The sequence below is a fragment of the Winogradskyella algicola genome, assembly GCF_005869935.1.
Lineage (GTDB): Bacteria > Bacteroidota > Bacteroidia > Flavobacteriales > Flavobacteriaceae > Winogradskyella > Winogradskyella algicola.
Map to the genome: position 1 here is coordinate 151,993 of NZ_SZQF01000006.1, position 25,733 is coordinate 177,725.

Sequence of the window (25,733 nt, forward strand, 5' to 3'; positions counted from 1 at the left end):
TAAAAATGTATCTTTGATAAATTCTCTTTTACAAATATGAACGACACACTTATTCTCTTAATTGCCATTATTATTTCTGCCATAGTTGGTGCTTACCTTGGCATGCTTTTTACAAAACTGAAAAACAAAAGCGAGCAAAGTACTTTAGAAGAACGTCAAAATCAATTGAGTATAACTATTAACGACCTTAAACAAAATATTTCTAAAATTGAATCTGAACGTGAAGACATCAGAAGAGAAAAAGAGTTGTTAAATTCTGAATTATCTCGAAAAAATACAGAGTACGAGAATCTTCAAGAACAGAACTTAAAACGAGACGAAGAACTTGCCAAACAACAGGAACAACTTAGAAAAGATTTTGAATTGATGGCCTCTAAAATTCTAGATGAAAAGTCTGAAAAGTTCACCATTCAGAATAAAGAGAACATTAAAAACATTCTCAATCCACTTGAAGAAAAGATAAAAACCTTTGAAAAGAAAGTTGAAGATTCTCAAAAGGAAAGCATAAGCATGCATTCGGCTTTAAAAGAGCAATTATTGGGTCTAAAAGATCTCAACCAACAAATGGCAAAAGAGGCAACCAACTTAACAAAAGCCTTAAAAGGAGATAGTAAAACTCAGGGGAATTGGGGCGAATTAGTTCTTGAACGAGTTCTAGAAAAGTCGGGTTTAGAAAAAGATCGCGAATATTTTGTGCAACAAAACTTTCAGCGCGAAGATGGCACTCGTGTTATGCCAGATGTCGTGCTTCATTTACCAGATAATAAAAAAATGATTATAGATTCTAAAGTATCGCTAACCGATTATGAGCGTTTAGTGAATGCAGAGGATGAGGAACGAGCGCTCTATTTAAAAGCACATGTTAATTCTATTAAAAAACACGTAGATCAGTTATCGGCTAAAAACTATCAGGATTTATATGATATTGAGTCTCCTGATTTTGTATTAATGTTTATCCCAATAGAACCTGCTTTCGCTGTTGCTATTAATGAAGACAACACACTCTACAACAAAGCATTTGAGCAGAATATCGTTATTGTTACACCTTCTACCCTTTTGGCCACATTACGCACCATTGATACCATGTGGAACAACGAAAAACAACAACAAAATGCTATAGAAATTGCCAAACAAGCTGGCGCGCTTTATGATAAGTTTGAAGGTTTAGTTTCTGACTTAACTGGTGTTGGCAAAAAGATTGATGCTGCTAAAAGCGACTACTCTGCTGCGATGAATAAATTAGTTGAAGGTAAAGGCAACCTTATTTCGAGAGTAGAAAAAATTAAGAAAATGGGTGCTAAAGCTAAAAAAGCATTACCAGAGAGCATTATAAAGCGAGCTTCAGAGGATTTATAAAACTAATTTTATGTATAAAACAGTAGACGCTTCAAGAATACAGATTTCTCAATTAATGCTACCGTCACATTCTAATTTTAGCGGAAAAATTCATGGTGGTTATATTTTGAATCTCATGGATCAAATTGCATTTGCATGTGCCTCAAAACATTCTGGAGCGTATTGTGTTACAGCTTCGGTAGATACTGTAGATTTTATTAACCCTATAGAGGTTGGTGAACTTGTTACTATGAAGGCTTCCGTTAATTATGTAGGCAGAACATCAATGGTTATTGGTATAAGAGTAGAATCTGAAAACATTCAAACAGGTAAAATTAAACACTGTAACTCATCTTATTTTACCTTGGTTGCTAAAGATGATAATGAACAACCAAAAGAAGTTCCGGGAATCATCATAAATGATGAAACCGAAATAAAGCGCTTTTTAAAAGCAATTAAACGTATTGAAACAAAAAAACAAAGGCAAGAAGAATTTGATCACAGTAACTTTTCAATTGAAAATTACTTAGACATTCTAAAGGATTACCGTGTTAAATTTGAAGGCATTTGACATCTAATTTTAGGTTAATATTCCTTGATTATCCAATTTATATTAATAACTTTGAGATAAGTATATTAAATACCCAAATGTTTATGAAACAAAAATTACATTCTAATTTTATATTATCTGGTTTATTTTTAATGTTCGTAGCTATTACAAATGGCCAAACTACAACAGATTTTAATCCTGATAAATATAATACCATATATGAAACTGAATCTGATAATCTGAGTAATGGTGCAGGAAGCTATTTATTTACTGGTAACACACTCCAAGCAGAAAGTGATAATGGTAGACGTGGCTTAATTAGTTTTGATTTATCATCAATACCAACTAATGCCACTATTACAAATGCTAGTCTTACGCTTTTTATGTCTAGATCTATATCTGGAGCTTCTGATGTTAGCCTACACAAAGCAACAAGCGATTGGGGGCAAGGAAGTTCTGACGCACCAGGACAAGAAGGTGCAGGCACAACCTCTACTGAAGGTGATGCAAGTTGGTTTTGTAGTTTTAGTAGTGGAGCCACTGGATGCAACACTTCATGGTCTACAATCGGAGGTGATTTTGACAGTACTGCCAGTGCAACCGTCTCTGTTGCAGGTATTGGAAACTACACGTGGAGTTCCGCTACATTACTATCTGATGTCCAAGGATGGATTAGCTCACCAAGTACTAATTTAGGGTGGTTTCTAATAGGTGACGAAACAGCTACATCTGCTAAAAGATTTGATGTATCAACTGGAACTATACCAGTTTTACAGGTAACTTACACGACACTTAGTAGCCAAGAATTTACGTTAAGTAATGATTTTTATATCAGCCCAAATCCAAGTAGTTCTAATATTCGTCTTGTTTTACCAAACTCTATAAAAAATGACGTTAAGGTACAAGTATATGACGTATTAGGAAAAAAGATATACACATCACCCTATCAAGTAAACTCAAAAATAAATGTCTCTAATTGGGCTTCTGGAGTATATTTATTTAAAGTATCATTTAGCGATAGAGTTGTTACTAAACGATTTGTAAAAAGCTAAATCATATTGAAATAAAAAATAAAAAGCCGCAATATTTAATTGCGGCTTTTTATTTTTTTGTTCTATCTACTTAGATACATTTTACGTCTTGAATATAGATCGTAGAATTCATCTTCTTTAAGACTTTCAATAAACAAAATACTCTCACCTGTACTCTTCATTTCTGGCCCTAACTTTTTATTAACGTTAGGGAATTTGTTAAAAGAGAATACTGGTTGTTTTATAGCATAGCCTTCTAACTGTGGGTTAAAATCAAAATCAGTAACCTTCTTCTTACCTAACATTACTTTAGTTGCATAATTTACATAAGGCTCTTTATAAGCTTTTGCAATGAATGGTACTGTACGTGATGCTCTAGGGTTTGCCTCTATGATATAAACTGTATCATCTTTAATTGCAAACTGAATATTGATTAAACCAACGGTGTTAAGCGCTAATGCAATTTTCTTAGTGTGGTCTTTTATTTGCTGCATTACAAATTCACCTAGATTAAATGGTGGTAATGTTGCATTACTATCTCCAGAGTGAATACCACAAGGCTCAATATGCTCCATTATACCAATGATGTAAACATTTTCACCATCACAAATCGCATCAGCTTCCGCTTCAATCGCACCATCCAAATAGTGATCTAAAAGCAACTTGTTTCCTGGTATAGACTTTAAAAGATCTATAACGTGCTCTTCAAGTTCTTGCTTATTAATTACAATTTTCATGCCTTGTCCACCAAGAACGTAAGAAGGTCTTACAAGAATTGGAAAATTCAATTCTTCAGCTACTTTAAGTGCTTCTTCTGCGTTTGTAGCTACATCAAATTTTGGATAAGGAATATTATTTTCTTTTAATAAGGTTGAAAAACTTCCTCTATCTTCTGCTAAATCTAAAGACTGGAAACTTGTTCCCATAATCTTTACACCATATCGCTCTAACTTTTCAGCAAGCTTTAAAGCGGTTTGTCCACCAAGTTGCACTATTACACCTTCAGGTTTTTCATGTTGAATGATATCGTAAATATGCTCCCAGAATACAGGTTCAAAATATAATTTGTCTGCAATATCAAAATCTGTAGAAACCGTTTCTGGGTTACAGTTAATCATAATGGTTTCGTAACCACATTCTGATGCTGCTAAAACACCATGCACACAACAATAATCAAACTCAATACCTTGACCAATACGGTTTGGACCTGAGCCTAATACTATGATTTTCTTTTTATCTGTAACAATACTTTCGTTAGCTACAAAAACCTGTCCGTCTACAGTCTCTACTTCACTCTCAAATGTAGAATAGTAATATGGTGTTTGTGCCTTAAACTCAGCTGCACACGTATCAACAAGTTTGTAAACACGGTTTATTTTAAGTTCTCTACGTTTATTATAAACTTCACTTTCTAGACACCTAAGCATATGTGCAATCTGACGATCTCCATACCCTTTTTGCTTCGCTTCAAGTAGTAATTCTCTATCTATAGTATCTATCGTGTACGTAGAAATTTCCTTTTCTAGCTGGAATAACTCTTCGTATTGCTTTAAAAACCACATGTCTATTTTAGTGATTTCGTGAATACGACTTAATGGAATTCCCATTTGTATAGCATCATATAATACAAACACACGATCCCAACTTGCATTGGTAAGCTTGTCTATAATTTGATCGTAGTTCTTGTAACCTTTACCATCAGCGCCTAAACCGTTACGTTTTATTTCTAATGATTGTGTAGCTTTATGCAATGCTTCTTGGAACGAACGTCCAATGCCCATTACCTCACCTACCGCCTTCATTTGAAGACCTAAAGTTCTGTCTGATCCTTCAAACTTATCAAAGTTCCAACGTGGTATTTTTACAATAACGTAATCTAAAGTTGGTTCAAATAAAGCTGAAGTCGATTTTGTAATCTGATTACTTAACTCATCTAATGTATAACCTAAAGCTAACTTCGCTGCAATCTTTGCTATTGGGTAACCTGTTGCTTTACTTGCTAATGCTGAAGAGCGCGATACACGTGGATTAATTTCAATTGCAATAATTTCTTCTTCTTCATCTGGACTAACTGCGAACTGAACATTACAACCACCTGCAAAATCTCCAATACTACGCATCATATGAATCGCCATATCACGCATTTTCTGGAAGGTTTTATCTGACAATGTCATTGCTGGTGCTACAGTTATAGAGTCACCAGTATGGATTCCCATTGGATCCATATTTTCAATAGTACAGATTATAACAACGTTATCATTTTTGTCTCTAAGTAGCTCTAACTCGTACTCTTTCCATCCCATCATAGCTTTATCAATCATGACCTCATGAATTGGCGAAATTTCTAAACCTCTAGTAAGGGATTCATCAAATTCTTTTTCGTCATATACGATTGATGCGCCTGCACCACCTAACGTAAAAGAAGCTCGAATACATAAAGGAAAACCAAATTCTTGAGCTATTTCTTTTCCTTTTAGAAACGATGTTGCTGTGGCTTGTGGTGCCATACCAACACCAATTTTTAGCATTAATTCTCTAAATTTCTCTCTATCTTCAGTAATATTGATAGCGTCGATGTTTACACCAATAATTTCTACATCAAAATCTTCCCAAATTCCTTTTTCATCGGCTTCTATACAAAGATTCAATGCTGTTTGTCCTCCCATGGTTGGTAGAACTGCATCAATTTGAGGGTGCTCTTTTAAAATCTTAATTATAGATTTCGTTGTTAATGGCAACAAGTAAACATGATCTGCCATGGTAGGATCTGTCATAATTGTCGCTGGATTAGAATTGATGAGAATCGTTTCTATTCCATCTTCTCTTAAGGAACGTAGTGCTTGAGATCCAGAGTAATCAAACTCACAAGCTTGACCGATAATTATTGGACCAGAACCAATTAATAATATAGATTTAATGTTTTTGTTTTTAGGCATGAGATTGTCTTTTGGTTTGCAAAAATAAATATCAATAGGGTACAAAAAAAGGCGTTACACCTAAGTAACACCTTTAAAATATTAACAATTGTTAATCATTATTTTTTATGTCTTAATTCTGAAGATACAGACAATTTCTTTCTTCCTTTAGCTCTTCTGCGTGCTAAAACTTTTCTTCCGTTAACAGAAGCCATTCTTTCTCTGAAACCGTGCTTGTTTCTTCTCTTTCTTTTTGACGGTTGAAACGTTCTTTTTGGCATTGTCTTATATTTTTAAAATCCTGAATTCTTAATTTAATCGTATATAGAGGTTCTTTCAAAAACCGGGTGCAAATATACAACAAGTTTTTGCTTTAGCAAGTACTATTTTCAAAAAAAAATTATTTGTTTTTATTACCTTTGCACACTTCAATATTTAAACCAAAAAAATGTTCAATAAAAATATAAAATTAGTAATAGCCGCATTAATTATTGGGTATGCCATATATCAATTCACAGAAGGTTATATAGGCAATGGCATAATGTATTTATTACTATCTACCATATTTATTTTTCTTTACTTTAAAAATGAAATGATTCTTTTAGCCTTTTTTAAACTGCGTAAGCAAGACTTTGCTGGTGCTAAAAATTGGTTAGATAAGATTAAGAATCCTGAAGCAGCATTGGTAAAAAAGCAACAAGGTTATTTAAATTATCTCAATGGTATTATGGTCTCTCAGACCAACATGAATGAAGCTGAAAAGTACTTTAAAAAAGCAATTAGTTTAGGCTTGTCTATGGATCATGATTTGGCAATGGCTAAATTAAATTTGGCTGGTATTGCTTTTTCTAAACGTAGAAAACAAGAAGCTCAAAAATTATTATCGGAGGCTGAAAAGCTCGACAAGCGCGATATGCTTGCTGATCAGATAAAAATGATGAAGCAACAAATGAAGAAAGCGTCTATACCGAGACAACATTACGGACAGCCAACTTCTGCTAGACAAAACAGAAGAAGTAGAAGGTAATTTTATAATAATGGTGCTGCTAAGCGCGCTAAAGCTTCAATGAGCTTGGTACGCTTGGATCTTTTTTTCCAAGTACTAAGTTCTAACTGAGTTGTATGCTCTAAATCTGAATTAAATATCTGATTTAGTTGATTTGCAAAAGGTTTGTTGTAGACCAACGCATTGACCTCAAAATTTATATTAAAACTTCTGTAGTCCATATTTGCTGTACCAACAGTACTAAAAACATCGTCTACAACAATGGTTTTGGCATGTACAAATCCTTTGGTATACTGGTACACTTCTACACCAGCTTCGAGTAATTTTTCTAGATACGAATTGGTAGCATATTCTGCTATCCACGAATCTGATTTTTTTGGTACAATAAGTTTTACTTCAATATTACTCCTTGCAGCGACTTGCAGAGCAGTTACAATTTCATCGTTAGGAATAAAATAAGGTGTTGTTATGTGAATATACTCTTCTGCATTGGTTATGGCTACAAAAATGGACTCCATAATATTAGACCAATCTGTATCTGGTCCGCTTGCCGCTATTTGTAAAGCAACATCGTCTTTACAATTGTTCTCTGGAAAGTATTCTTTAGAAATATTTAAATCCCCATCGTTTACAAAGTCCCATGTGGTAAAAAATAAAATCTGAAGCTGCCTTACAGCTTCACCGACTATTCTAACATGTGTATCTCGCCAATATCTGGTATTGTTAGAATTAACATAGTTATCAGAAATATTAATACCACCAACATAGCCTATTTTACCATCAATAATAGCAATTTTTCTATGATCGCGATAGTTCATCTTTCCTGTAAATCTAGAGAATAATACTGGCATAAATTTGTGAAGCACTACTCCACTTTTTTTAAGACTACGCTTCATTTTAGATGAAATTGCACTACCAACATCATCTATAACCATCCTTACCTTTACACCTTCTTCAGCTTTTTTACATAAAATATCTAAGAAGCGTGAACCTATAGTGTCGTCCTTAATTATAAAATATTCTATATGAATATGGTGCTTTGCATTATTCAAATCTTTAAACAACAACTCCATTTTATCATCACCATCTTTAATGAGTTCAATTTCATTTTTTACAGTGAGTTTAGACTTCTCGCTGTTGTATAAAAGTCTAATAAGCTTTGATTTCTCTTCTAATAATTCATCAACACTTTCAATAGTTTTGGTATCTAATTCTAATTCATCTTGAATTTGTTTTACAACCGATTGATTTAAAACATGTTTACGATTAAAAATTTTTGATTTACGGTATTCTTGCCCAAACAAATAATAAACAATAAGGCCTACAAAAGGAAAAACCAACAAAACTATAATGTAACTTAAAGTCTTGGTTGGATTTATTTTTTTAAACAGAATTGTAATTACAGCAGATAAAGCTAAGACATAATTGAGTCCTATGAGAATTTGCCATATATGTTCTTTAAAATATTCCAAAAATTAAGGTTGTACACTGTAGTAACCTTCTTTAGGGATTTCTATGGTATATAATTTGCGAGTTTTATTGTTAAGATGTGCCTCTCTCAACCATGGATTATGAATCTTTAATATTTTATAATTAATCCCAAAACGTTTAGCAAACTGTGAAAAATCAGTAACTGCTGTATCTACTTCTACCTTATATGTTGGTATGTATTTGTATAAATCACTCTTGTTGAAATTAAATCCATACTTAGATGGGTTATTTAAAATTTCTTTTAATGCAACAATTCTAAACATATAACGACCGGTTTCTTCACCAAGAAGCAAATCGTAGTAATTGCCAACGCCTTGTTCTTTTAAGCGTCTTGAAATTCCTGCATTACCTGCATTATAAGCTGCTGCAGCTAATGTCCAAGATCCTAATTGTTCTTTAGCTTTCTTTAAATATTTACAAGCTACTTCAGTAGCCATTTCTAAATTATAGCGCTCATCAACATTAGAGTTTACTTCTAATCCATTTTCTCTGCCAGTAGCTTTCATAATCTGCCAAAAACCTCTTGCACCAGCTGGAGAAACTGCATTTGTTAAACCGCTTTCTATAACTGCTAAATACTTAAAATCATCTGGCACACCATTCTTTTTGAGTATTGGCTCTATAACGGGAAAATATTTTTGTGCACGTTTAAACATTAGTAATCCATTAGATTGCCAATAGGTATTTACCAAAAGTTCTCTATCCATTCGTTCATAAATGTCTGGATTTTCTACCGGAACTTTTTCACCAGCAAAGTTTAAGCCTTCTGGCATTTCTAAGGCATAGACGTTATAATCGTTAACTAAAGGGTCTTCTTTACCAATAGTTTCATCTGAAGGTGCTTTCTGCATAGAAAAAATAAATAATCCCGATACGCACACAAGCCCTACAGCCGCTAATATATTTTTTAAAGTCTTCATATAATTATTTTTTATAAATGTAAGTAATCTGACGAACTCTTTCAAGTACCAGACTCAATAAGTTTTGGTAAATTTTCGTTAAACCATTTGTACTTATTTAGTATCATAATATGTGTTCCTCCCTTGATAATGATACAGTTACCAGTGCAAGAATGCGGAAATACCATATCCTTATCTCCGTGAATATAAATAGCATTAGGATTTGGTTCTTCTTGTTCCCAACACACTACTTGTTTTATGGCCCAATCTAAGTAAACAGTATCATTTACTGAGAGGTATTTTTTATATAAATCCACACGCTTTTTAATAGTTTCACCTAAGGCGTATTTTGTTAAAAGGTCAATATTACCTACTAATCGCGTTGGTAAAATCTTATAGGCTTTGGTATATTTTAGCAATTTCAAACGTTTTGGTAGCTCGTGATGAGATTTTACGCTAGACACAACAAAAAGACGTTTAAGATTTAAAAACTTACTCATTTCTTGCACCAGCATTCCACCAAATGAAACACCTAATAAAACTGAGTTATCATATTCGATAAGTTTACACATACGCTTAGCATAGTCCTCTAAAGTTTCATCTTTATTAGGTATTTGCCATTCTAACCAGTGAATTTTATAACGGTCTTTTGGCAATTCTATATATTCGAAAATTGATGGATTAGCCGCCATACCTGGCATTAAATAAACATGTGTAATATCTGAGGTCATAACTAAAGTTTACTATACAAATTTAAGTTGATACTTATTCCCAAAGTTTTAAAGACTTATAATTTAACGTTTTAACAACCTTAGCTTAAAACTTACGTCAATTTTTTGTACCTTTGCACTGCAAAACTATATTAAATATAGTATCTACTTGCCAACCGCTAACTTAAAACAAAGAAAATTATGACTGAAACTGCTGAATTGATCGATAATGACTTTCTGCGTCAATACGAATTAAAGGTTGATGATGATATGGCTGTTATAGAGTATTCTTTGCAAGAGCGCAAAATATTCTTGACCAAAATGGTGATTCCCTCATCCATTAAATCTAGTGAATTTGAAAAAGAGTTTTTGGCAATGGTATTTGCAGATATAAAAGAAAGAAACATCAGTGTAGTACCAACAAGTCCTGAAATTGCTAAATTTGTAAGAAGTAATAGAAAATATAAACGTATGCTACCTGTTGGTATTCGTATATAAATTGAAAAGACATATAATTAAAAAAACCGAAACAGATGTGTTTCGGTTTTTTATTTTTATAAATTTCTTTATTATAAATCTACAGATATAGAACCATTTGTAAGTGATAAAGACACTTCTTGTTGGTTGGCATTATCCCACGCACATAAAGTACCAGAGAAGTTCGCCTCAAATCTTGAACCATTGTTTACGGTAACAACAGATGCAAAATCATAATTGTTACAATTATATGGATAATATCCGGCGCCATCTAACGTATAATAAAAATCATAAATTGAATCAGCACCTAAATCACCTTCAAAGAAATAAAATGTTATAATTCTACCTGTTGCATTATCTACAGTAGCAGTGATATCGTATTCTGTATATTCATAATCATCTTCAGTATATGTATACTCATTAACAATCACAGAATTAAAAGTAACGACTTCGCCATCGATTGTAACAACCATTTGTCCTTCACTACCTCCATCATTATCATTATCGTCATCACTAGAACATGATGTTGCAAATACTACAGCAGCTAAAACAAATAAGTTTAGAAAGATTTTTTTCATAATAAGTTTAATTAATTGATTAAGACACAAATATATATTAAGAAAAATACTACGCAAATTTTTAAAAAAAAACGCGTATAATCATCAGAATCTTTCTTTAACTGTAATGTGTTTTTTGTTAAAAAAAGTTGATCTCTATTAATTATAATATAAGTATAAATATGTACTTCATTATCATCATATAGATTTACTTCGTTATTATTTAATTCACAAGTAAAAGATATAGGACTAGAAATTATTTCTCAAGAAGCAAACTGAGTACTTTCGGTATTAATCCCAGTATTATTAGAACCTAAAATCAGTGTAAAAGTAGTTGTAGACTCAATACCTACTTCAGTTTTTCCCAAACACATAAAATATTAACTTCTTTATCTAAACGCTCCCCTTCGGAACAAGACATTAGTACTAAAGAAAAGAAGATTATTAAAAATGAAGTAATTTTATAACATATAATTACGAAATTTATTTTTGATAAATGTATTTGTAGCTATACAGTAATTAAAATTAAATCGTTTTGGCGCAGATTTATTAGACTAATAAAATGCTTTAACTGAGCTATTAGTATTTACAAAATCAAACCTCACCAATCCATCCTCGTCTATTTTGGTTAACTCTACTTCGTGCAGAGTGTTTACCAGCTCTGGATTCCAAGGAGCTTTAACTTTTACATAGTTTTCTGTAAAGCCGTGAATATAGCCTTCTTTATTCTCTCCTTCAAACAAAACAGTTCTTGTAGTTCCTATTTGTTTTTCATAAAAAGCTCTTCGTTTTTTGGCAGAAAGACCTCGAAGCATTTTACTACGCTTAGATCTTATATTTTTTGGCACTACTCCATCCATTGCTGCAGCTTCAGTATTATCGCGCTCAGAATAAGTAAATACATGTAGATACGAAATATCTAACTCATTTAAAAAGTTGTAAGTTTCTAGAAAATGATCATCCGTCTCTCCAGGAAAACCAACAATAACATCTACACCAATACAAGCGTGTGGCATCACTTCCTTTATCTTTGAAACTCGATCTACATACAACTCACGCATATAACGACGTTTCATTTTTTTAAGAATATCATTGCTTCCACTTTGTAATGGCACATGAAAATGCGGAACAAATGCTCTGGATTGAGACACCAACTCTATGGTTTCATTCTTCAGCAAATTAGGCTCTATCGAGGAAATTCTTAAACGCTCAATATCTTCTACCTTATCTAACTCAGTAACTAAATCTAAAAAAGTGTGTTCGTGCTTTTTGTTTCCAAATTCACCCTTACCATAATCACCAATATTAACACCAGTTAAGACGATTTCTTTTATGTTTTGTTCAGAAATTTCACGAGCGTTCTTAAGAACATTGTCCATTGTATCGCTTCGTGAAATGCCTCTTGCTAGAGGAATGGTACAGTAAGTGCATTTGTAATCACAACCGTCTTGCACCTTAAGAAATGCTCTGGTTCTGTCGCCAATTGAATAACTACCAACATAAAAATCGGCTTCTTCTATCTCACAACTATGCACTTCACCAACCCTTCGACTACGCTCAGGATTATTCAAAAGCTCATTAATGTAATAGGTAACATTGAATTTTTCTGTAGCACCCAGCACCAAATCCACTCCGTTTACGTCCGCAAGCTCCTCGGGTTTTAACTGTGCATAACAACCTATTGCAGCTACAAAAGCATCTGGGTTTACCTTTTGTGCTTGCTTTACAATAGTTTTAAAACGTTTGTCTGCATTCTCTGTTACTGAGCACGTGTTAATCACATAAATATCAGCTTCTTCACTAAAGTCTACACGTGCAAAACCTTCATCCTTAAAACTCCTAGCTATAGTAGAAGTTTCTGAGAAATTAAGCTTACAACCTAAAGTATAAAATGCGACTTTTTTTGTTGGGTTCATTCTTGTATTTTTACCAAGTTGGCAAATTTACAACATATTAATTAGATGCAAAAACCCACTAAAATCCTATTATTGAGCCTCTTAGTTTTAAGTATTACTTTGTTTTCTTGCTCATCTAAAAACAATACAAACAAAAACCTGCAAGTTTTTAGGTACAACGAACACAAAAATATAGGCTCTTTAGACCCTGCTTTCTCAAAAGATTTGGCAGATATTTGGGCTACGCATCAGCTTTTTAATGGCCTAGTGCAAATGGACGACCAGCTTAATGTAAAGCCTTGTATTGCTAAAAACTGGGTCGTTACTGACAGTGCAAAAACTTACAACTTTACCCTTAGAAAAGATGTTTATTTTCACAAGCATCATTTATTTGGTACTTCGACTTCGCTCGGTAATCAAGATTCTACAAGAACAGTAAATGCATCAGATTTTGAATACAGTTTCAACAGACTAAAAGACGAAAAACTAGCGTCACCAGGAAGTTGGGTACTTAAAAAAGTAGAAAGTTATTCTGCAGTAAATGATTCTACATTTCAGATTAAGTTAAAACAGCCATTTCCTGCCTTTTTAGGTTTACTTACCATGAAATATTGCTCAGTAGTACCAAAGGAAATTGTGGAACATTATGGTAGTGATTTTAGATCAAATCCTATTGGTACTGGTCCTTTTAAATTTAAACGATGGGAAGAAAACATCAAACTCGTTTTTAGGCGTAACAACAATTATTTTGAAACTGATGAAAAAGGAAAACAACTACCATATCTTGAAGCTGTAGCCATAACGTTTTTACCAGATAAGCAAAGTGAGTTTTTAGAGTTTGCGCAAGGTAATATTGATTTTGTTTCTGGTTTGGATGCTTCTTATAAAGATGAAATTTTAACGGCTGAAGGTAAACTAAGAGAACTTTATGCTGATGACGTTAATATGATTAGAGGCCCTTACCTCAACACTGAGTATCTCGCCTTTTTTATGCAATCTGAAGTTGAAGAAATTCAGGCTTTAAAACTAAGACAAGCCATTAATCTTGGTTTTGACAGGACTAAGATGATTACTTACCTTAGAAACGGCATTGGCATACCTGCTACAGGAGGCTTTATTCCAAAAGGATTACCTGGTTTTGATGATACAATCGGTTTTTCTTATCAACCAGAAAAAGCGAAACAATTGCTTTTAGAATTTAAGTCTGAAACTGGAATCCAAAATCCAGAAGTGACCTTAACAACTACGAGTAATTATTTAAGTTTTTGTGAATTTATTCAACGTGAAATACAAAAAATTGGTGTTAATATAAATGTGGATGTGATTCCTGCTTCAAGTTTAAAAGATGCTAAAGCTAATGGTCAACTCAACTTTTTTAGAGCGAGTTGGATTGCTGATTATCCTGATGCTGAAAATTATTTATCCTTGTACTACAGTAAGAATTTTGCACCTAACGGTCCAAATTATACACATTACTCAGACCCCAACTTTGATACCATGTACGAAGCCTCTTATCTAGAAACCGATCCAAAAATTAGAGCCAACCTTTACACTAAAATGGATTCTTTGGTAATGCGTACTGCACCTATTGTCCCAATGTTTTATGACGAAGTGGTTCGTTTTACTAGAAAAGAAGTAAAAGGTTTGGGAATCAATGCAACAAATTTACTAGAGCTAAAACAGGTTGAAAAAATGAAGTAATTCATTTTACTTACCCTGCGATTTTTATTTATTCTCTTTCAGCAAACCTACTACAATAAAAAATTGCGACAAGTTAAATGCTAAGGCTATTATACTACTAGTGAGCACATTATACCGAAAACTAGATGAAAACATGTTTAGAGCTGTAAGGCCATCTACAACTAACATCAGTAAAAAACCTATTAAAACCAAGTTAAAACTAACCCTACTTACAACTTTATATCTCAGATAAGTAAATAAACCAAACATCAGCGTAAAAAATAAATACACTAATACTTGAACGAAATAAATATCCTTGATATTATTAAATATAGCTGTCAAAAGAAAAAGCATATATACGCTACAGAAAATTAAAAAGGGAATAATATGCTTAAATTTGAAATCTTCGTGGTTTAAAAAGCACATTATAAAACAAATTTTAGCACATATTAGTAGACCTATTGCCACATTAAAACTAATAATAGAATAACGGTTTAAAAAAAATAAATCACCAACAAAAAATAAGAGTATGCCAAAAACTACCAATAGTGGTTTTTGTTTCTTATAATTTTGAATATTCTTAAAAAAATAATGTAAAATAAGTAACGGTGTAATAGACTTTATAAAATAACGGTAAAATATAGAAACGCCATCATATTTCAAAGCAATATTAATAAGCACAAATACAGTTATTAAAGCTAAATATCCAATATAATTGTACGATGTTTTTCTACTCATAACCTAATGAAATTGCTGTTTAGCAAATAAAGACAATCTACTTTAAAACAAATTATTATATTGATTTACAGATGATTAAAGGATTTTTATTTGATATCCAAATTAAGATTTGACTCTATTATTTGTACCCTGAGAAATAATACAAATCGTCACCGCCTTCACCTTTGTAGCGTCTTGATGAAATATAGCCAGTAGTTAAATCATCGTTTAAGAAAAAAGAAAAATCGTCGCCTCTACTGTTTATAGGCTCTTCTAAGGATTGTGGTTCTTGTTCGGTATCATCAGAATCTAAGTCGTAAACATAAATATCTAAACCACCTTTTCCACCTTTTCTGTCAGAAGTGAAATACAGTTTATTATCTGCGCTTACAAATGGGAATATTTCTGTACGTGAAGAATTAATGTTTTCTCCCAAACTAGTGACTTCACCGTAAGTTTCATGATTAGAAACCGAAACCTTATATAAATCTGACTTTCCTTTGGTTCCCTTTACATCTGAAATAAAATAAAGTGTATTTCCATCTGGACTCAATGCAGGATGGGCATAGTTATGGTCTGGTTCACAGAATGGTAAGGTTTCAAAATTTGTCCAACCTTTACCCTCTTCATATTCAGCACGCTGAATTTGTAAGTTATAAGTCTCTACTCCTTTTAACTTATTAGTACCTTTATCAAGATGATTGGTTGTAAAGTACATGTACTTGCCATCTTTAGAAAAAGTAGCAGAAGACATATTAAAACGTCCTAGTTCAGTTTTTACGATTGGTTGCTCGTCTTTAATTTCTCCATCTTCACTTAAAGGTGCTTCATACATAATGTAAATAAAGCCATCGTACTTGTCCTTTATGGCTCTACCACGTTTTGTGGTAAGATTGTGACTAAAAAAAACTTTACCACCAACTACACGAGCGGCAAAATGGTCTAACTCTGTGTTAATCTTCAGTTTTTTTACTTCAATATCTTCACTCTGTGAAAATCCGAAAGTAAAAGTCAATAAAGCTATAAGTAAGGTAAATTTGGATGTCATACTTTAAGTATTGTAATGATTTATAGTTTTTAGTACAGATAAGTAATAGAACAAAACACTTATCTAGCAAATGTTTATTGTAGGTTATTCTCTTCTGTACTGTTTTGTTTCTTCAAAAACATGTTCTAAAATGGCTTTATCTTTATCTGTAAATTCCTCATTTCTCCTTGCCATAACCACTTCTGCCACTTCAAACGCTTTGTTGGTTTTATAAGTTACAAAACCTTTGCTGCCGCCCCAAGAAAAACTCGGTACGAAATTGCGTGGAAACCCACTTCCAAAGATATTAGAACTTACACCAACAACTGTACCAGTATTAAACATCGTATTTATACCACATTTACTATGGTCTCCCATCATTAAGCCACAAAACTGCAAACCTGTTTTGGCAAAACCACCTGTTTGATAGTTCCATAGTCTTATTTCTGCATAATTATTTTTAAGATTGCTATTGTTAGAGTCTGCGCCAATGTTACACCACTCACCTAATACCGAATTACCTAAGAAACCATCATGTCCTTTGTTAGAAAAACCAAAGATTACTGAATTGTTTACTTCTCCTCCTACTTTACTATGTGGTCCTACTGTAGTTGGTCCATATATTTTGGTTGCTAATTTTAGTGTTGCGTTATTACAAAGCGCTAAAGGTCCTCTCACGACAGTACCTTCCATAATTTCAGCATCTTTGCCAATATATATTGGACCTGAATTTGCGTTAAGCGTTACAAAATTGAGTTTTGCACCTTTTTCAATAAAGATATTTTCAGGATTAAGAGTCTTTACTGTAGCAGGAATAGGCTCAGACTTTCGTCCATTTGTAATAAGATTGAAATCCTCTTCTATAGCATCACCATTCTTAGAAAAAATATCCCAGGTGTTTTCAATTTTTAAAATATCACCTTCAAATTCAATAGCCTCAAAATTTGAAAAGTCATTAACCTCTTCTCCTTCTTTGGCAAAAAAAGCGATGACATCTTCACCTTTAAATAGTGCTTGGTTATCACTTAAGTTTTTAATCACCTCCACAACTTCTGTATTTGGTAAAAATGAAGCATTAATCATTATGTTCTCTTCCATTTCTACCATTGGAAACTTGTCGGATAGATAATCTTCTGTAACAGTGGTTGTAGTATACTCTAAGAAGGATTCCCATTTCTGACGAATCGTTAATATGCCTACTCTAATGTCTGCCACAGGTCTGGTATAAGTAAAAGGTAAGAGGTTGTCTCTGTACGGTCCGTCAAAAAGTATGTAGTTCATTTTAAATTGAATTTATGTAAAAATAAAAAAAGCCCTTCTACAAAAGAAAGGCTTTTTAATTTATCTAAACAACTAAGATTATTTCTTAAACTTAGCGTATTTGTTTTTAAATTTATCAATACGACCAGCTGTATCTACCAATTTAGATTTACCAGTGTAGTAAGGATGAGAAGTTCTAGAAATTTCCAATTTTACTAATGGATATTCAACACCATCAACCTCAATAGTTTCATTTGTCTCTGCTGTAGACTTAGTTAAAAACACCTCGTCGTTAGACATGTCTTTAAATGCTACTACTCTATAATTTTCTGGATGTATTCCTGCTTTCATCGCTATATACTTTAAATAATTTCGATTTTTTCGAGGTGCAAATTTAAGCAAATTTTGTAATTCTACAATCTTTTTCAAAATTTTTATTTCACCTATTAGTGTAACAATTTAGTATCTTTGAGTACTAACTAGGCAATTAACTAACAAAATCAACCTTATTATGGAAAAATCTTTTAAATCCTCTTCAACTCAATACGGCTTATATCTAGCATTAATTCTTTCTTCATTAACAATCATAGGATATGCAGCTTATTTAGATTTATTTACCAAATGGTGGTTTGGAATTAGCCAAATGATTTTGGTAATCATTTTTGGTATTATTTCAGCAGTTAAAGCTAGAAATATTATGGGAGGTTTTATTTCATTTAAAGATGCATTTACAGCTTTTTTCTTAACTATCGTAATTGGTATTGTAATACCTGCACTTGTCGGTTTAGTTATTTTCAATTTTGTAGACCCAGAAGCAGCTACAGTACTCCAAGAAAAAATTATAGAATCCCAACTAAGGATGATGGAAAATTGGGGTGCACCTCAAGAAACAATAGATGAAGCACTTAAACAGATTGAGGCTCAGGGAAGCTTTTTTACCATAACAAACACATTGAAATCTATCGCATACCAACTTATTGGATTTAGTGTTGTAGGTTTAATTGTAGCGTTAGTGGTTAAAAAATCTGACCCTAACGCTGCTTAAAAAAAATCAATTATTTTTGAAGTCTATAAATTAGACCATTCAAAATATGAATATATCAGTAGTTATACCACTACTCAACGAACGCGACTCTTTAAAAGAACTACACGATTGGATTGTATCTGTGATGCAATCCAATTCGTTTTCTTACGAAATTCTGTTTATTGACGATGGTAGTACTGATGATTCTTGGAGAGTGATTTCACAACTAGCCGAAGCCAATACCAATGTAAAAGGTATTCGTTTTTTAAAAAACTTTGGGAAATCTCAAGCCTTACATGCTGGTTTTGCTACTGCCAAAGGGGATGTTGTAATCACTATGGATGCAGATTTACAAGATAATCCTGATGAAATCCCTGAGTTATACGACATGATAACCCATAAAGGTTTTGACCTTGTTTCTGGTTGGAAAAAGAAACGTTTCGATTCCGTAATTACTAAAAACCTACCCTCTAAGCTTTTTAATTGGGCTGCAAGAAGAACATCTGGAGTAAAACTTCATGATTTTAACTGTGGACTTAAAGCTTACAGCAACACTGTTGTAAAACATATTGATGTTTATGGCGAGATGCATCGTTACATTCCTGTATTGGCTAAAAATGCTGGCTTTAACAACATTGGTGAAAAAGTTGTAAAACACCAAGCCAGAAAATATGGCCACACAAAATTTGGCATGAATCGCTTTATCAATGGATTTTTAGACCTTATTACTATATGGTTTGTTTCGCGCTTTGGTAAACGTCCTATGCATCTCTTTGGTGCGCTTGGAGTTATTATGTTTATCATTGGTTTTGGATTTGCATTTTATTTAGGCTTGGATAAATTGTTCTTTAATCCCACAGGAAGACTTATCACTGACCGACCACAATTCTACATCGCGCTTTCAACGATGATTATTGGATCTCAATTATTTATTGCAGGGTTTTTAGGCGAACTTATTTTACGATCTAAGCGTCAACAACAACGCTATTACATTAAGGAAGCATTAAATGTTTCTGAATAACAGCTTTTTGATTACCTTTTTAAATTAAGCTTACACAAGTTTTTTTACATTTGTATAACAATTATTTTTACCCATGATTTATATTAAACCAGAAATACTAGAACGCGTAAACACTTGGTTAACACCAACTTTTGACGAAGAAACTCAGAACCAAATTAAAAATATGATTGCTTCTGACCCTAAAGGATTGGAAGAAAGTTTTTATAAAAATTTAGAGTTTGGTACAGGCGGAATGCGTGGTATAATGGGTCTTGGCACTAACCGTATTAATAAATATACATTAGGAAAAAACACCCAAGGGTTAAGTAATTATTTAAAGAAAGTTTTTTCTGGTGAACAAATAAAAGTTGCTATAGCTTACGATTGTAGACATAACAGTAAAGCGTTTGGTAAAGTGGTTGCTGATGTGTTTTCTGCTAATGGTATTCAAGTATATTTATTTGAAGACTTAAGACCTACTCCAGAGCTTTCTTTTGCACTTAAGCATTTAGGATGTCATTGTGGTATTGTATTAACAGCGTCTCATAATCCGCCAGAATACAATGGCTATAAGGTATATTGGCAAGATGGCGGACAATTAGTTCCTCCTCAAGATGGTGAAATCATTGCAGAAATAAACAAGTTAGATTATTCTGAGATTAAATTTGAAGCTAATTCAGATTTAATTGAATACATGGGCAAAGCTATTGACGATGTATTTATTGATGCTTCTATTAAAAATGGAAGTTTTAGTACCTCTTCAGAGGCTAAAGAAAATTTAAACATCGTTTTTACATCGCTTCATGGTACGTCTATCATGGCAATACCAGAAACTTTAAAACGTGCTGGTTATACCAACGTCAACATTGTTGAAGAACAAAAAGATCCTAACGGAGATTTCCCAACTGTAGTATCACCAAACCCAGAAGAGCCAGAAGCTCTAAAAATGGCAATGGAATTAGCTAAAAAAGTAGATGGTGATATTGTTATTGGTACAGATCCAGATTGCGACAGATTAGGTGTTGTTGTCAGGAATCTAGAAAACGAGTTGGTGATTCTTAATGGTAATCAAACTATGATCTTAATGACCGATTTCCTTTTAAAACAATGGCAAAAAGAAGGGAGAATTAATGGTAAACAATTTGTAGGTTCTACAATTGTGTCTACTCCAATGATGTCTGTTTTAGCCAATGCTTATGATGTGGAATGCAAAATTGGCTTAACTGGTTTTAAATGGATTGCCAAAATGATAAAAGACTTTCCTCAACTAGAATTTATTGGTGGTGGTGAAGAAAGTTTTGGTTTTATGGTTGGTGATTTTGTGAGAGATAAAGACGCTGTAACCTCTACCCTTTTGGCATGCGAAATAGCTGCACAGGCTAAAGCTGAAGGCAAAACTTTATATGAAAAACTGATAGATTTATATGTAGAACATGGTTTCTTTAAGGAACGTTTAGTATCGCTTACCAAAAAAGGTATAGAGGGTGCTGCTGAAATTAAACAAATGATGATTGATGCTAGAAATAATCCTTTAAAAGAAATTAATGGAGAAAAAGTTGTGCTTATTGAAGATTATCAAACTTCAATTTCTAAAAATCTTCAAACTTTAGAGGAAAAAGTCATAGATGTGCCAAAATCCAATGTTTTGATTTATTACACGGAGGAAGGTAGTAAGATTGCGCTTAGGCCTAGTGGTACAGAACCAAAAATTAAATTCTATATCAGTGTTAATACAGATCTTGACAATGTGTCTGCTTTTGCGGCAACGGAGCAGTTATTGGAAAGCAAGATTGATGCTATCCTTAAGGATATGAATTTATAGTACATGGATTACATAAAAAAACTATCTCGATTTATTATTCCGTACAAACGTTACGGCATTTTAAATATAATCTCTAATATCTTTTACGCACTTTTTAGCACCTTGGCAATGATATCTTTGATGCCTATGATTAACGTGTTATTTGGTGAAGGTAAAAAGGTAACAGAAAAACCAATATACCAAGGCATAAAAAATATTAAGTCTTATGCTGAAAACTCAATTAACTATTTAATTACAACAACATCAGAGCAATATGGAGCGCAACGTTCATTGTTATATATGATTATTCTAATAATAAGTCTTTTTTTATTAAAGAACCTTTTTAATTATTTGGGATTATACTTTATCACGTTTTTACGCAACGGAGTACTAAAAGATCTTAGAAATGAAATCTATAATAAAGTTACCCATTTACCAATATCGTATTATTCTGAAAAAAAGAAAGGTGATATTATAGCCCGAATTTCAGGTGATGTAAATGAAGTAAAAAACTCATTATTAGCTATTTTAGAACTTATTGTAAAGGAGCCTTTAACCATCTTATTTGCAATTATTGCGATGTTTATGATATCTGTTAAGCTCACAATTTTTGTCTTTCTTTTTATTCCTATATCAGGTTTTATAATCTCAAGAATAGGTAAAAGTTTAAAGAAAAAATCAAACAGAGTTCAGACAGAGCAAGGTGTTTTTCTTTCCACTTTAGAAGAAACCTTGAGTGGCCTAAAGGTTATAAAAGGATTTAATGCAGAAAAAAGATTTAATGACGAGTTTCAAAAATCCACCAACCGTTTTTATAATTTTTCTAATACTTTGATGAATCGTCAAAATCTAGCATCTCCAACAAGTGAAGTTTTGGGTATTATAACCATAGCTGTTTTACTGTGGTATGGAGGTAGCATGGTACTAGTAGATAAAACTTTATCAGGTGGCGCCTTTATTGGCTATATAGGTTTAGCTTGGCAAATTCTTACACCAGCAAAAGCTATTAGTAAAGCTAGCTATAAAGTTAAAGCAGGTAATGCAGCAGCAGATCGTGTATTAGAAATTCTTAATACAGAATCACCTCTTAAAGATAAGCCAGACGCAAAAGTGAAATTAGATTTCACATCTCAACTTAGTATAGAAAATATTTCATTTAAGTACGAAGAAGATTATGTGCTCAAAAACTTCAATCTTAATGTACCAAAAGGAAAAAGTGTTGCTTTAGTTGGCCAGTCTGGTAGTGGAAAAAGTACCATTGCTAATCTTGTAACACGATTTTACGATGTTAACGAAGGAAGTATCTCTATTGATGGAGAAAACATAAAAGACCTCACAAAACATTCCTTACGCAACTTAATGGGACTTGTAACACAAGATTCCATTTTATTCAATGACACTATTAAAAACAATGTGTTATTAGGTAAAGAAGATGCTACAGATGATGAGATTATCGACGCCTTAAAGATTGCCAATGCATGGGAGTTTGTAAAAGAATTGCCTATGGGTATTAACACTAATATTGGAGATTCTGGTAATAAACTCTCTGGTGGCCAAAAACAGCGCTTGAGTATTGCTAGAGCTGTGCTGAAAAATCCGCCTATCATGATTTTAGATGAAGCAACTTCAGCCTTAGATACAGAAAGTGAGCGCTTAGTTCAAGATGCACTAGAGAACATGATGAAAAACAGAACTTCTATTGTTATAGCACATAGACTTTCAACAATACAAAATGCAGACTTAATTGTGGTTATGCAAAAAGGTGAAATTGCTGAACAAGGCTCACACTCAGAACTAATTGCAAAAAATGGGGTTTACAAAAAACTTGTGGAAATGCAGAGTTTTGACTAGCTTCAAAATAAAACTAAAGCAAACCAAAAAAATAGGTCCAATTAGCACCATCACTAATTACAATAACACTTTTACGTAAATCACTACCGCTTTCATAAAGATATATCTCATTTGAACCACTTGTAGTACTACCTGAAGAAAATAACTGACCTGTCTCAGTAACTATTTTGGCTGTTACTGTGTTTGTTGAATTTACATTTCTAATAAAGTACACTCGTCCTGGAACCTCCGAAGGATCAGGTAATTCAAAAGTATCATCTTGAACCTGAGGATTAATTGAAATATAAACACCATCATCTATTTCTACAGTTGTACCTGCATTTGTCTGATTACCTGTGCTATTTCCAGTTAAGCTAACAACTTTTACAGATAAGTTACCATTAATATCCAAAGTACTTTGTGGATTATCTGTATTAATACCTACTTGTGCAAAAATACATGTGGTAAAAACCAGTGAAAAGAGTAGGGAATAAATTTTCATTGCTTATTAATCTTATAGATACAATAAACCAATGTACGATTTTTCATTAAAAATCTAAAAATATAATCGAGGTAACTACAAAAACATCAGCTAAATAGAAAAGTTAATACCATTAAAAAAGGATGCATGTAAGACACACATCCTTCATTTTTGTTACCAGATTTGGGGAAACTGATAACAGTTAATAGGTTAAGCTGTGTCAAACATATAACAAATAAATCTACAAAACAAGAAAAAAATGCTTTTTATCGTATTTATTTGCTTTTTATCGATATTTTATATTCTTAATTATTGTTTATCAGGCAGTTACAAATTACACATCGATAATAATTTTTTCAATATTAAACTTTTGCTAATTTAAGTGGTCTAAATACCAAAGTATTTTACTTGATAAACGAAACGGATTTCATATTACGTCTCAAAGATCCTAAATCTAAAGAAGCCGCTTTTAGAGAACTTCTAAGTCTCTATAAAGAACGTCTGTATTGGCATATCCGAAAGATTGTAATTTCTCATGATGATGCAGATGATGTGTTACAAAATACATTCATTAAAGTATATCGTAGTATAGATAAATTTAAAGGAGACAGTAAGCTATACTCTTGGTTATATCGCATTGCTACAAACGAATCCATCACTCATATCAATAGAAATGCCAAACGTATGCAAATTACTAATGAGGAACACCAAAATTTAGCTATCAATAACCTTACTGCAGATATTTACTTTGAAGGTGATGAAATTCAGCTAAAATTACAAAAGGCTATAGCGTCACTTCCACAAAAACAGCAACTCGTTTTCAATATGAAATATTTTGACGATCTTAAATACAAAGAAATTGCAGAAATTTTAGAAACCAGTGAGGGAGCTTTAAAGGCCTCATACCATATAGCAGTAAAAAAAATAGAGAGCTTTTTAAGTTCAGATTAAACCATTTTGTTATTTTAAAGTCATAGAAATAGATACTGAAACAAGTTCAGCATAAAGTGAAAAAAGAAAAATTACATAATATTAAATCTAGTGGTTTTAAAACACCAGAGAATTACTTTAATACTTTTGACGACAAACTCTTTGAACGTCTTAACATTAAAGAGAATATTGAAGGTGTCACTGATTCTGGTTTTACAACACCAAAGGATTATTTTGAAACGTTAGATGACAAAATTTTAAGTAAGTTAGAGGACAAGCCTGTTGTTAGACTTAATACCAGCAAAACCTTATACTATATAGCTGGTATTGCAGCTTCTCTTCTATTATTATTTGCGATTTTCATAAACAATGGTGGCGAAACCCAAGTGTTATCTGCAGAAATGGTTGAAACGTACTTTGAAAACAGTGATTTAGACAGCTATGAGTTGGCTGAATTATTAGTTGAAGCAGATTTTCTTGAAGAAGATTTTACTATAGTAGAAACCGAATACAAAGAAGAAAACTTAGAGTCATACCTTTTAGAAAACACAGATATTGAAACAATTTTACAACAGTAAAAACATTATATTGAAATCGAAGATTCACGAATGCTTCGTAAAATTTAAAAGACATGAGTAAACAATTAATCCCAATACTAATTTTACTTGTAAGCTTCACAGGCTTTGCCCAACGAGGTGGTGAAATTCAAGAAAAAATTAAAGCCCAAAAAATAGCATTTATAACAGACAAACTTGAACTTACAAGTGAAGAAGCTCAACTATTTTGGCCAATTTACAATGCCTTTGAGGCCAAGGTAGAAAAGATTAAATCTGAAGACTTAAGACCTTTAAAAAAGGAAATGAGACAAGGTAATGTTAGTGATAAACGTGCTGGTGAAATTTTAGATAAACTTCTTGAAGCAGAAACAGAAATGCATAACGCCAAGTTAGAACTTGTGGAAGACTTAAAAACAGTTATATCTGCTAAAAAAATAATTATGCTTAAAGTGGCAGAAGACCAATTCAATCAGAAACTTTTAGATCGGTTAAAAGAGTTTAGAGAACGTAGACAAAACAGACGAAACTGAAATTAATCTGTCATTCTGAACTGTTTCACT

25 protein-coding genes are annotated in these 25,733 nt (G+C 32.6%); 13 read left to right on the forward strand and 12 right to left on the reverse strand.

Annotation, left to right across the window (positions count from 1 at the left end):
* Window positions 1-36: 36 nt before the first annotated feature.
* The 3 genes from rmuC (at window position 37) to FC091_RS10720 (ending at window position 2,937) form a co-directional block, all read left to right on the forward strand.
* Complete coding sequence (gene rmuC / locus FC091_RS10710) at window positions 37-1,356, forward strand: DNA recombination protein RmuC (RefSeq protein ID WP_138434270.1); 1,320 nt, start codon at window positions 37-39, stop codon at window positions 1,354-1,356.
* 10 nt (window positions 1,357-1,366) lie between these two features.
* Window positions 1,367-1,906 carry an acyl-CoA thioesterase gene (locus FC091_RS10715; RefSeq protein ID WP_138434271.1) on the forward strand — a complete coding sequence of 180 codons (540 nt, stop codon included), beginning with the start codon at window positions 1,367-1,369 and terminating at the stop codon, window positions 1,904-1,906.
* A gap of 83 nt (window positions 1,907-1,989) precedes the next feature.
* Window positions 1,990-2,937: a T9SS type A sorting domain-containing protein gene (locus tag FC091_RS10720; protein ID WP_171032508.1), complete on the forward strand. Its 948-nt coding sequence runs from the start codon at window positions 1,990-1,992 to the stop codon at window positions 2,935-2,937.
* A 62-nt stretch (window positions 2,938-2,999) separates the two neighbouring features.
* On the opposite strand, the gene carB is transcribed toward FC091_RS10720, so the two are convergent.
* Together carB and rpmH are read right to left on the reverse strand one after the other, a co-directional pair.
* Window positions 3,000-5,852 carry a carbamoyl-phosphate synthase large subunit gene (gene carB / locus FC091_RS10725; protein ID WP_138434273.1) on the reverse strand — a complete coding sequence of 951 codons (2,853 nt, stop codon included), beginning with the start codon at window positions 5,850-5,852 and terminating at the stop codon, window positions 3,000-3,002.
* Window positions 5,853-5,950: 98 nt separating this feature from the next.
* Window positions 5,951-6,112: a 50S ribosomal protein L34 gene (gene rpmH / locus FC091_RS10730; RefSeq protein WP_138434274.1), complete on the reverse strand. Its 162-nt coding sequence runs from the start codon at window positions 6,110-6,112 to the stop codon at window positions 5,951-5,953.
* Between the two features lie 167 nt (window positions 6,113-6,279).
* Between rpmH and FC091_RS10735 the strand changes: the two genes are divergently transcribed.
* The gene (locus tag FC091_RS10735) at window positions 6,280-6,858 is read left to right on the forward strand and encodes a DUF2892 domain-containing protein (protein WP_138434275.1); all 579 of its coding nucleotides are present in this window, start codon (window positions 6,280-6,282) and stop codon (window positions 6,856-6,858) included.
* Window positions 6,859-6,860: 2 nt separating this feature from the next.
* Here FC091_RS10735 and cls read toward each other — a convergent pair whose 3' ends face one another.
* Genes cls through FC091_RS10750 form a run of 3 tightly spaced genes read right to left on the reverse strand, consistent with a single transcriptional unit; the run spans window position 6,861 to window position 9,958 of the window.
* Window positions 6,861-8,309 carry a cardiolipin synthase gene (cls, locus tag FC091_RS10740; RefSeq protein WP_138434276.1) on the reverse strand — a complete coding sequence of 483 codons (1,449 nt, stop codon included), beginning with the start codon at window positions 8,307-8,309 and terminating at the stop codon, window positions 6,861-6,863.
* Between the two features lie 3 nt (window positions 8,310-8,312).
* Window positions 8,313-9,248 carry a lytic transglycosylase domain-containing protein gene (locus FC091_RS10745; protein ID WP_138434277.1) on the reverse strand — a complete coding sequence of 312 codons (936 nt, stop codon included), beginning with the start codon at window positions 9,246-9,248 and terminating at the stop codon, window positions 8,313-8,315.
* A gap of 41 nt (window positions 9,249-9,289) precedes the next feature.
* Window positions 9,290-9,958: an alpha/beta hydrolase family protein gene (locus FC091_RS10750; protein ID WP_138434278.1), complete on the reverse strand. Its 669-nt coding sequence runs from the start codon at window positions 9,956-9,958 to the stop codon at window positions 9,290-9,292.
* 180 nt (window positions 9,959-10,138) lie between these two features.
* Between FC091_RS10750 and FC091_RS10755 the strand changes: the two genes are divergently transcribed.
* The gene (locus FC091_RS10755; protein ID WP_138434279.1) at window positions 10,139-10,435 is read left to right on the forward strand and encodes an N-acetyltransferase; all 297 of its coding nucleotides are present in this window, start codon (window positions 10,139-10,141) and stop codon (window positions 10,433-10,435) included.
* Window positions 10,436-10,506: 71 nt separating this feature from the next.
* Here the strand turns inward: FC091_RS10755 and FC091_RS10760 are convergent, their stop codons facing one another.
* Window positions 10,507-10,992 (reverse strand): hypothetical protein, encoded by a 486-nt coding sequence (locus FC091_RS10760; RefSeq protein ID WP_138434280.1) that lies wholly within the window; start codon window positions 10,990-10,992, stop codon window positions 10,507-10,509.
* A 533-nt stretch (window positions 10,993-11,525) separates the two neighbouring features.
* Window positions 11,526-12,887 carry a tRNA (N(6)-L-threonylcarbamoyladenosine(37)-C(2))-methylthiotransferase MtaB gene (gene mtaB / locus FC091_RS10765; protein WP_138434281.1) on the reverse strand — a complete coding sequence of 454 codons (1,362 nt, stop codon included), beginning with the start codon at window positions 12,885-12,887 and terminating at the stop codon, window positions 11,526-11,528.
* Between the two features lie 45 nt (window positions 12,888-12,932).
* Between mtaB and FC091_RS10770 the strand changes: the two genes are divergently transcribed.
* Window positions 12,933-14,567, forward strand: a complete 1,635-nt coding sequence (locus FC091_RS10770; protein ID WP_138434282.1) for an ABC transporter substrate-binding protein — start codon at window positions 12,933-12,935, stop codon at window positions 14,565-14,567.
* Window positions 14,568-14,591: 24 nt separating this feature from the next.
* Here FC091_RS10770 and FC091_RS10775 read toward each other — a convergent pair whose 3' ends face one another.
* The 4 genes from FC091_RS10775 to FC091_RS10790 form a co-directional block, all read right to left on the reverse strand.
* Entirely contained in the window at window positions 14,592-15,284 is a 693-nt protein-coding gene (locus FC091_RS10775) for a lysoplasmalogenase family protein (protein WP_138434283.1), read from the reverse strand.
* A gap of 118 nt (window positions 15,285-15,402) precedes the next feature.
* The gene (locus FC091_RS10780; protein ID WP_138434284.1) at window positions 15,403-16,311 is read right to left on the reverse strand and encodes a TolB family protein; all 909 of its coding nucleotides are present in this window, start codon (window positions 16,309-16,311) and stop codon (window positions 15,403-15,405) included.
* Between the two features lie 84 nt (window positions 16,312-16,395).
* Complete coding sequence (locus FC091_RS10785) at window positions 16,396-17,571, reverse strand: GlmU family protein (protein WP_138434285.1); 1,176 nt, start codon at window positions 17,569-17,571, stop codon at window positions 16,396-16,398.
* A gap of 78 nt (window positions 17,572-17,649) precedes the next feature.
* The gene (locus FC091_RS10790; protein ID WP_138434286.1) at window positions 17,650-17,901 is read right to left on the reverse strand and encodes a type B 50S ribosomal protein L31; all 252 of its coding nucleotides are present in this window, start codon (window positions 17,899-17,901) and stop codon (window positions 17,650-17,652) included.
* 160 nt (window positions 17,902-18,061) lie between these two features.
* On the opposite strand from FC091_RS10790, the gene FC091_RS10795 reads away from it, so the two are divergent.
* From FC091_RS10795 to FC091_RS10810, 4 genes are all read left to right on the forward strand, one after another.
* Window positions 18,062-18,595 carry a DUF4199 domain-containing protein gene (locus tag FC091_RS10795; RefSeq protein WP_138434287.1) on the forward strand — a complete coding sequence of 178 codons (534 nt, stop codon included), beginning with the start codon at window positions 18,062-18,064 and terminating at the stop codon, window positions 18,593-18,595.
* Between the two features lie 46 nt (window positions 18,596-18,641).
* On the forward strand, window positions 18,642-19,595 hold the full coding sequence (locus FC091_RS10800; protein ID WP_138434288.1) for a glycosyltransferase family 2 protein: 954 nt from the start codon (window positions 18,642-18,644) through the stop codon (window positions 19,593-19,595).
* A 73-nt stretch (window positions 19,596-19,668) separates the two neighbouring features.
* A complete protein-coding gene (locus FC091_RS10805) occupies window positions 19,669-21,396 on the forward strand; it encodes a phospho-sugar mutase (protein ID WP_171032509.1) in 1,728 nt (575 codons plus the stop codon).
* A gap of 3 nt (window positions 21,397-21,399) precedes the next feature.
* Window positions 21,400-23,226 (forward strand): ABC transporter ATP-binding protein, encoded by a 1,827-nt coding sequence (locus FC091_RS10810; RefSeq protein ID WP_138434289.1) that lies wholly within the window; start codon window positions 21,400-21,402, stop codon window positions 23,224-23,226.
* Window positions 23,227-23,239: 13 nt separating this feature from the next.
* Here the strand turns inward: FC091_RS10810 and FC091_RS10815 are convergent, their stop codons facing one another.
* On the reverse strand, window positions 23,240-23,707 hold the full coding sequence (locus tag FC091_RS10815; protein WP_138434290.1) for a hypothetical protein: 468 nt from the start codon (window positions 23,705-23,707) through the stop codon (window positions 23,240-23,242).
* Between the two features lie 387 nt (window positions 23,708-24,094).
* Between FC091_RS10815 and FC091_RS10820 the strand changes: the two genes are divergently transcribed.
* From FC091_RS10820 to FC091_RS10830, 3 genes are read left to right on the forward strand one after another with little or no spacing between them, the layout of a single operon-like run.
* Window positions 24,095-24,637 (forward strand): RNA polymerase sigma factor, encoded by a 543-nt coding sequence (locus FC091_RS10820; RefSeq protein WP_138434291.1) that lies wholly within the window; start codon window positions 24,095-24,097, stop codon window positions 24,635-24,637.
* Window positions 24,638-24,693: 56 nt separating this feature from the next.
* Entirely contained in the window at window positions 24,694-25,194 is a 501-nt protein-coding gene (locus FC091_RS10825) for a hypothetical protein (protein WP_138434292.1), read from the forward strand.
* A 53-nt stretch (window positions 25,195-25,247) separates the two neighbouring features.
* On the forward strand, window positions 25,248-25,703 hold the full coding sequence (locus FC091_RS10830) for a sensor of ECF-type sigma factor (RefSeq protein WP_138434293.1): 456 nt from the start codon (window positions 25,248-25,250) through the stop codon (window positions 25,701-25,703).
* The last annotated feature ends 30 nt before the right edge of the window (window positions 25,704-25,733 follow it).

Coding starts and splice junctions, on each gene's coding strand:
- rmuC (WP_138434270.1), top strand. CDS start 37: ATGAACGACACACTTATTCTCTTAATTGCCATTATTATTTCTGCCATA.
- FC091_RS10715 (WP_138434271.1), top strand. CDS start 1,367: ATGTATAAAACAGTAGACGCTTCAAGAATACAGATTTCTCAATTAATG.
- FC091_RS10720 (WP_171032508.1), top strand. CDS start 1,990: ATGAAACAAAAATTACATTCTAATTTTATATTATCTGGTTTATTTTTA.
- carB (WP_138434273.1), bottom strand. CDS start 5,852: ATGCCTAAAAACAAAAACATTAAATCTATATTATTAATTGGTTCTGGT.
- rpmH (WP_138434274.1), bottom strand. CDS start 6,112: ATGCCAAAAAGAACGTTTCAACCGTCAAAAAGAAAGAGAAGAAACAAG.
- FC091_RS10735 (WP_138434275.1), top strand. CDS start 6,280: ATGTTCAATAAAAATATAAAATTAGTAATAGCCGCATTAATTATTGGG.
- FC091_RS10745 (WP_138434277.1), bottom strand. CDS start 9,248: ATGAAGACTTTAAAAAATATATTAGCGGCTGTAGGGCTTGTGTGCGTA.
- FC091_RS10750 (WP_138434278.1), bottom strand. CDS start 9,958: ATGACCTCAGATATTACACATGTTTATTTAATGCCAGGTATGGCGGCT.
- FC091_RS10755 (WP_138434279.1), top strand. CDS start 10,139: ATGACTGAAACTGCTGAATTGATCGATAATGACTTTCTGCGTCAATAC.
- FC091_RS10760 (WP_138434280.1), bottom strand. CDS start 10,992: ATGAAAAAAATCTTTCTAAACTTATTTGTTTTAGCTGCTGTAGTATTT.
- mtaB (WP_138434281.1), bottom strand. CDS start 12,887: ATGAACCCAACAAAAAAAGTCGCATTTTATACTTTAGGTTGTAAGCTT.
- FC091_RS10770 (WP_138434282.1), top strand. CDS start 12,933: ATGCAAAAACCCACTAAAATCCTATTATTGAGCCTCTTAGTTTTAAGT.
- FC091_RS10775 (WP_138434283.1), bottom strand. CDS start 15,284: ATGAGTAGAAAAACATCGTACAATTATATTGGATATTTAGCTTTAATA.
- FC091_RS10780 (WP_138434284.1), bottom strand. CDS start 16,311: ATGACATCCAAATTTACCTTACTTATAGCTTTATTGACTTTTACTTTC.
- FC091_RS10785 (WP_138434285.1), bottom strand. CDS start 17,571: ATGAACTACATACTTTTTGACGGACCGTACAGAGACAACCTCTTACCT.
- FC091_RS10790 (WP_138434286.1), bottom strand. CDS start 17,901: ATGAAAGCAGGAATACATCCAGAAAATTATAGAGTAGTAGCATTTAAA.
- FC091_RS10795 (WP_138434287.1), top strand. CDS start 18,062: ATGGAAAAATCTTTTAAATCCTCTTCAACTCAATACGGCTTATATCTA.
- FC091_RS10800 (WP_138434288.1), top strand. CDS start 18,642: ATGAATATATCAGTAGTTATACCACTACTCAACGAACGCGACTCTTTA.
- FC091_RS10805 (WP_171032509.1), top strand. CDS start 19,669: ATGATTTATATTAAACCAGAAATACTAGAACGCGTAAACACTTGGTTA.
- FC091_RS10810 (WP_138434289.1), top strand. CDS start 21,400: ATGGATTACATAAAAAAACTATCTCGATTTATTATTCCGTACAAACGT.
- FC091_RS10815 (WP_138434290.1), bottom strand. CDS start 23,707: ATGAAAATTTATTCCCTACTCTTTTCACTGGTTTTTACCACATGTATT.
- FC091_RS10830 (WP_138434293.1), top strand. CDS start 25,248: ATGAGTAAACAATTAATCCCAATACTAATTTTACTTGTAAGCTTCACA.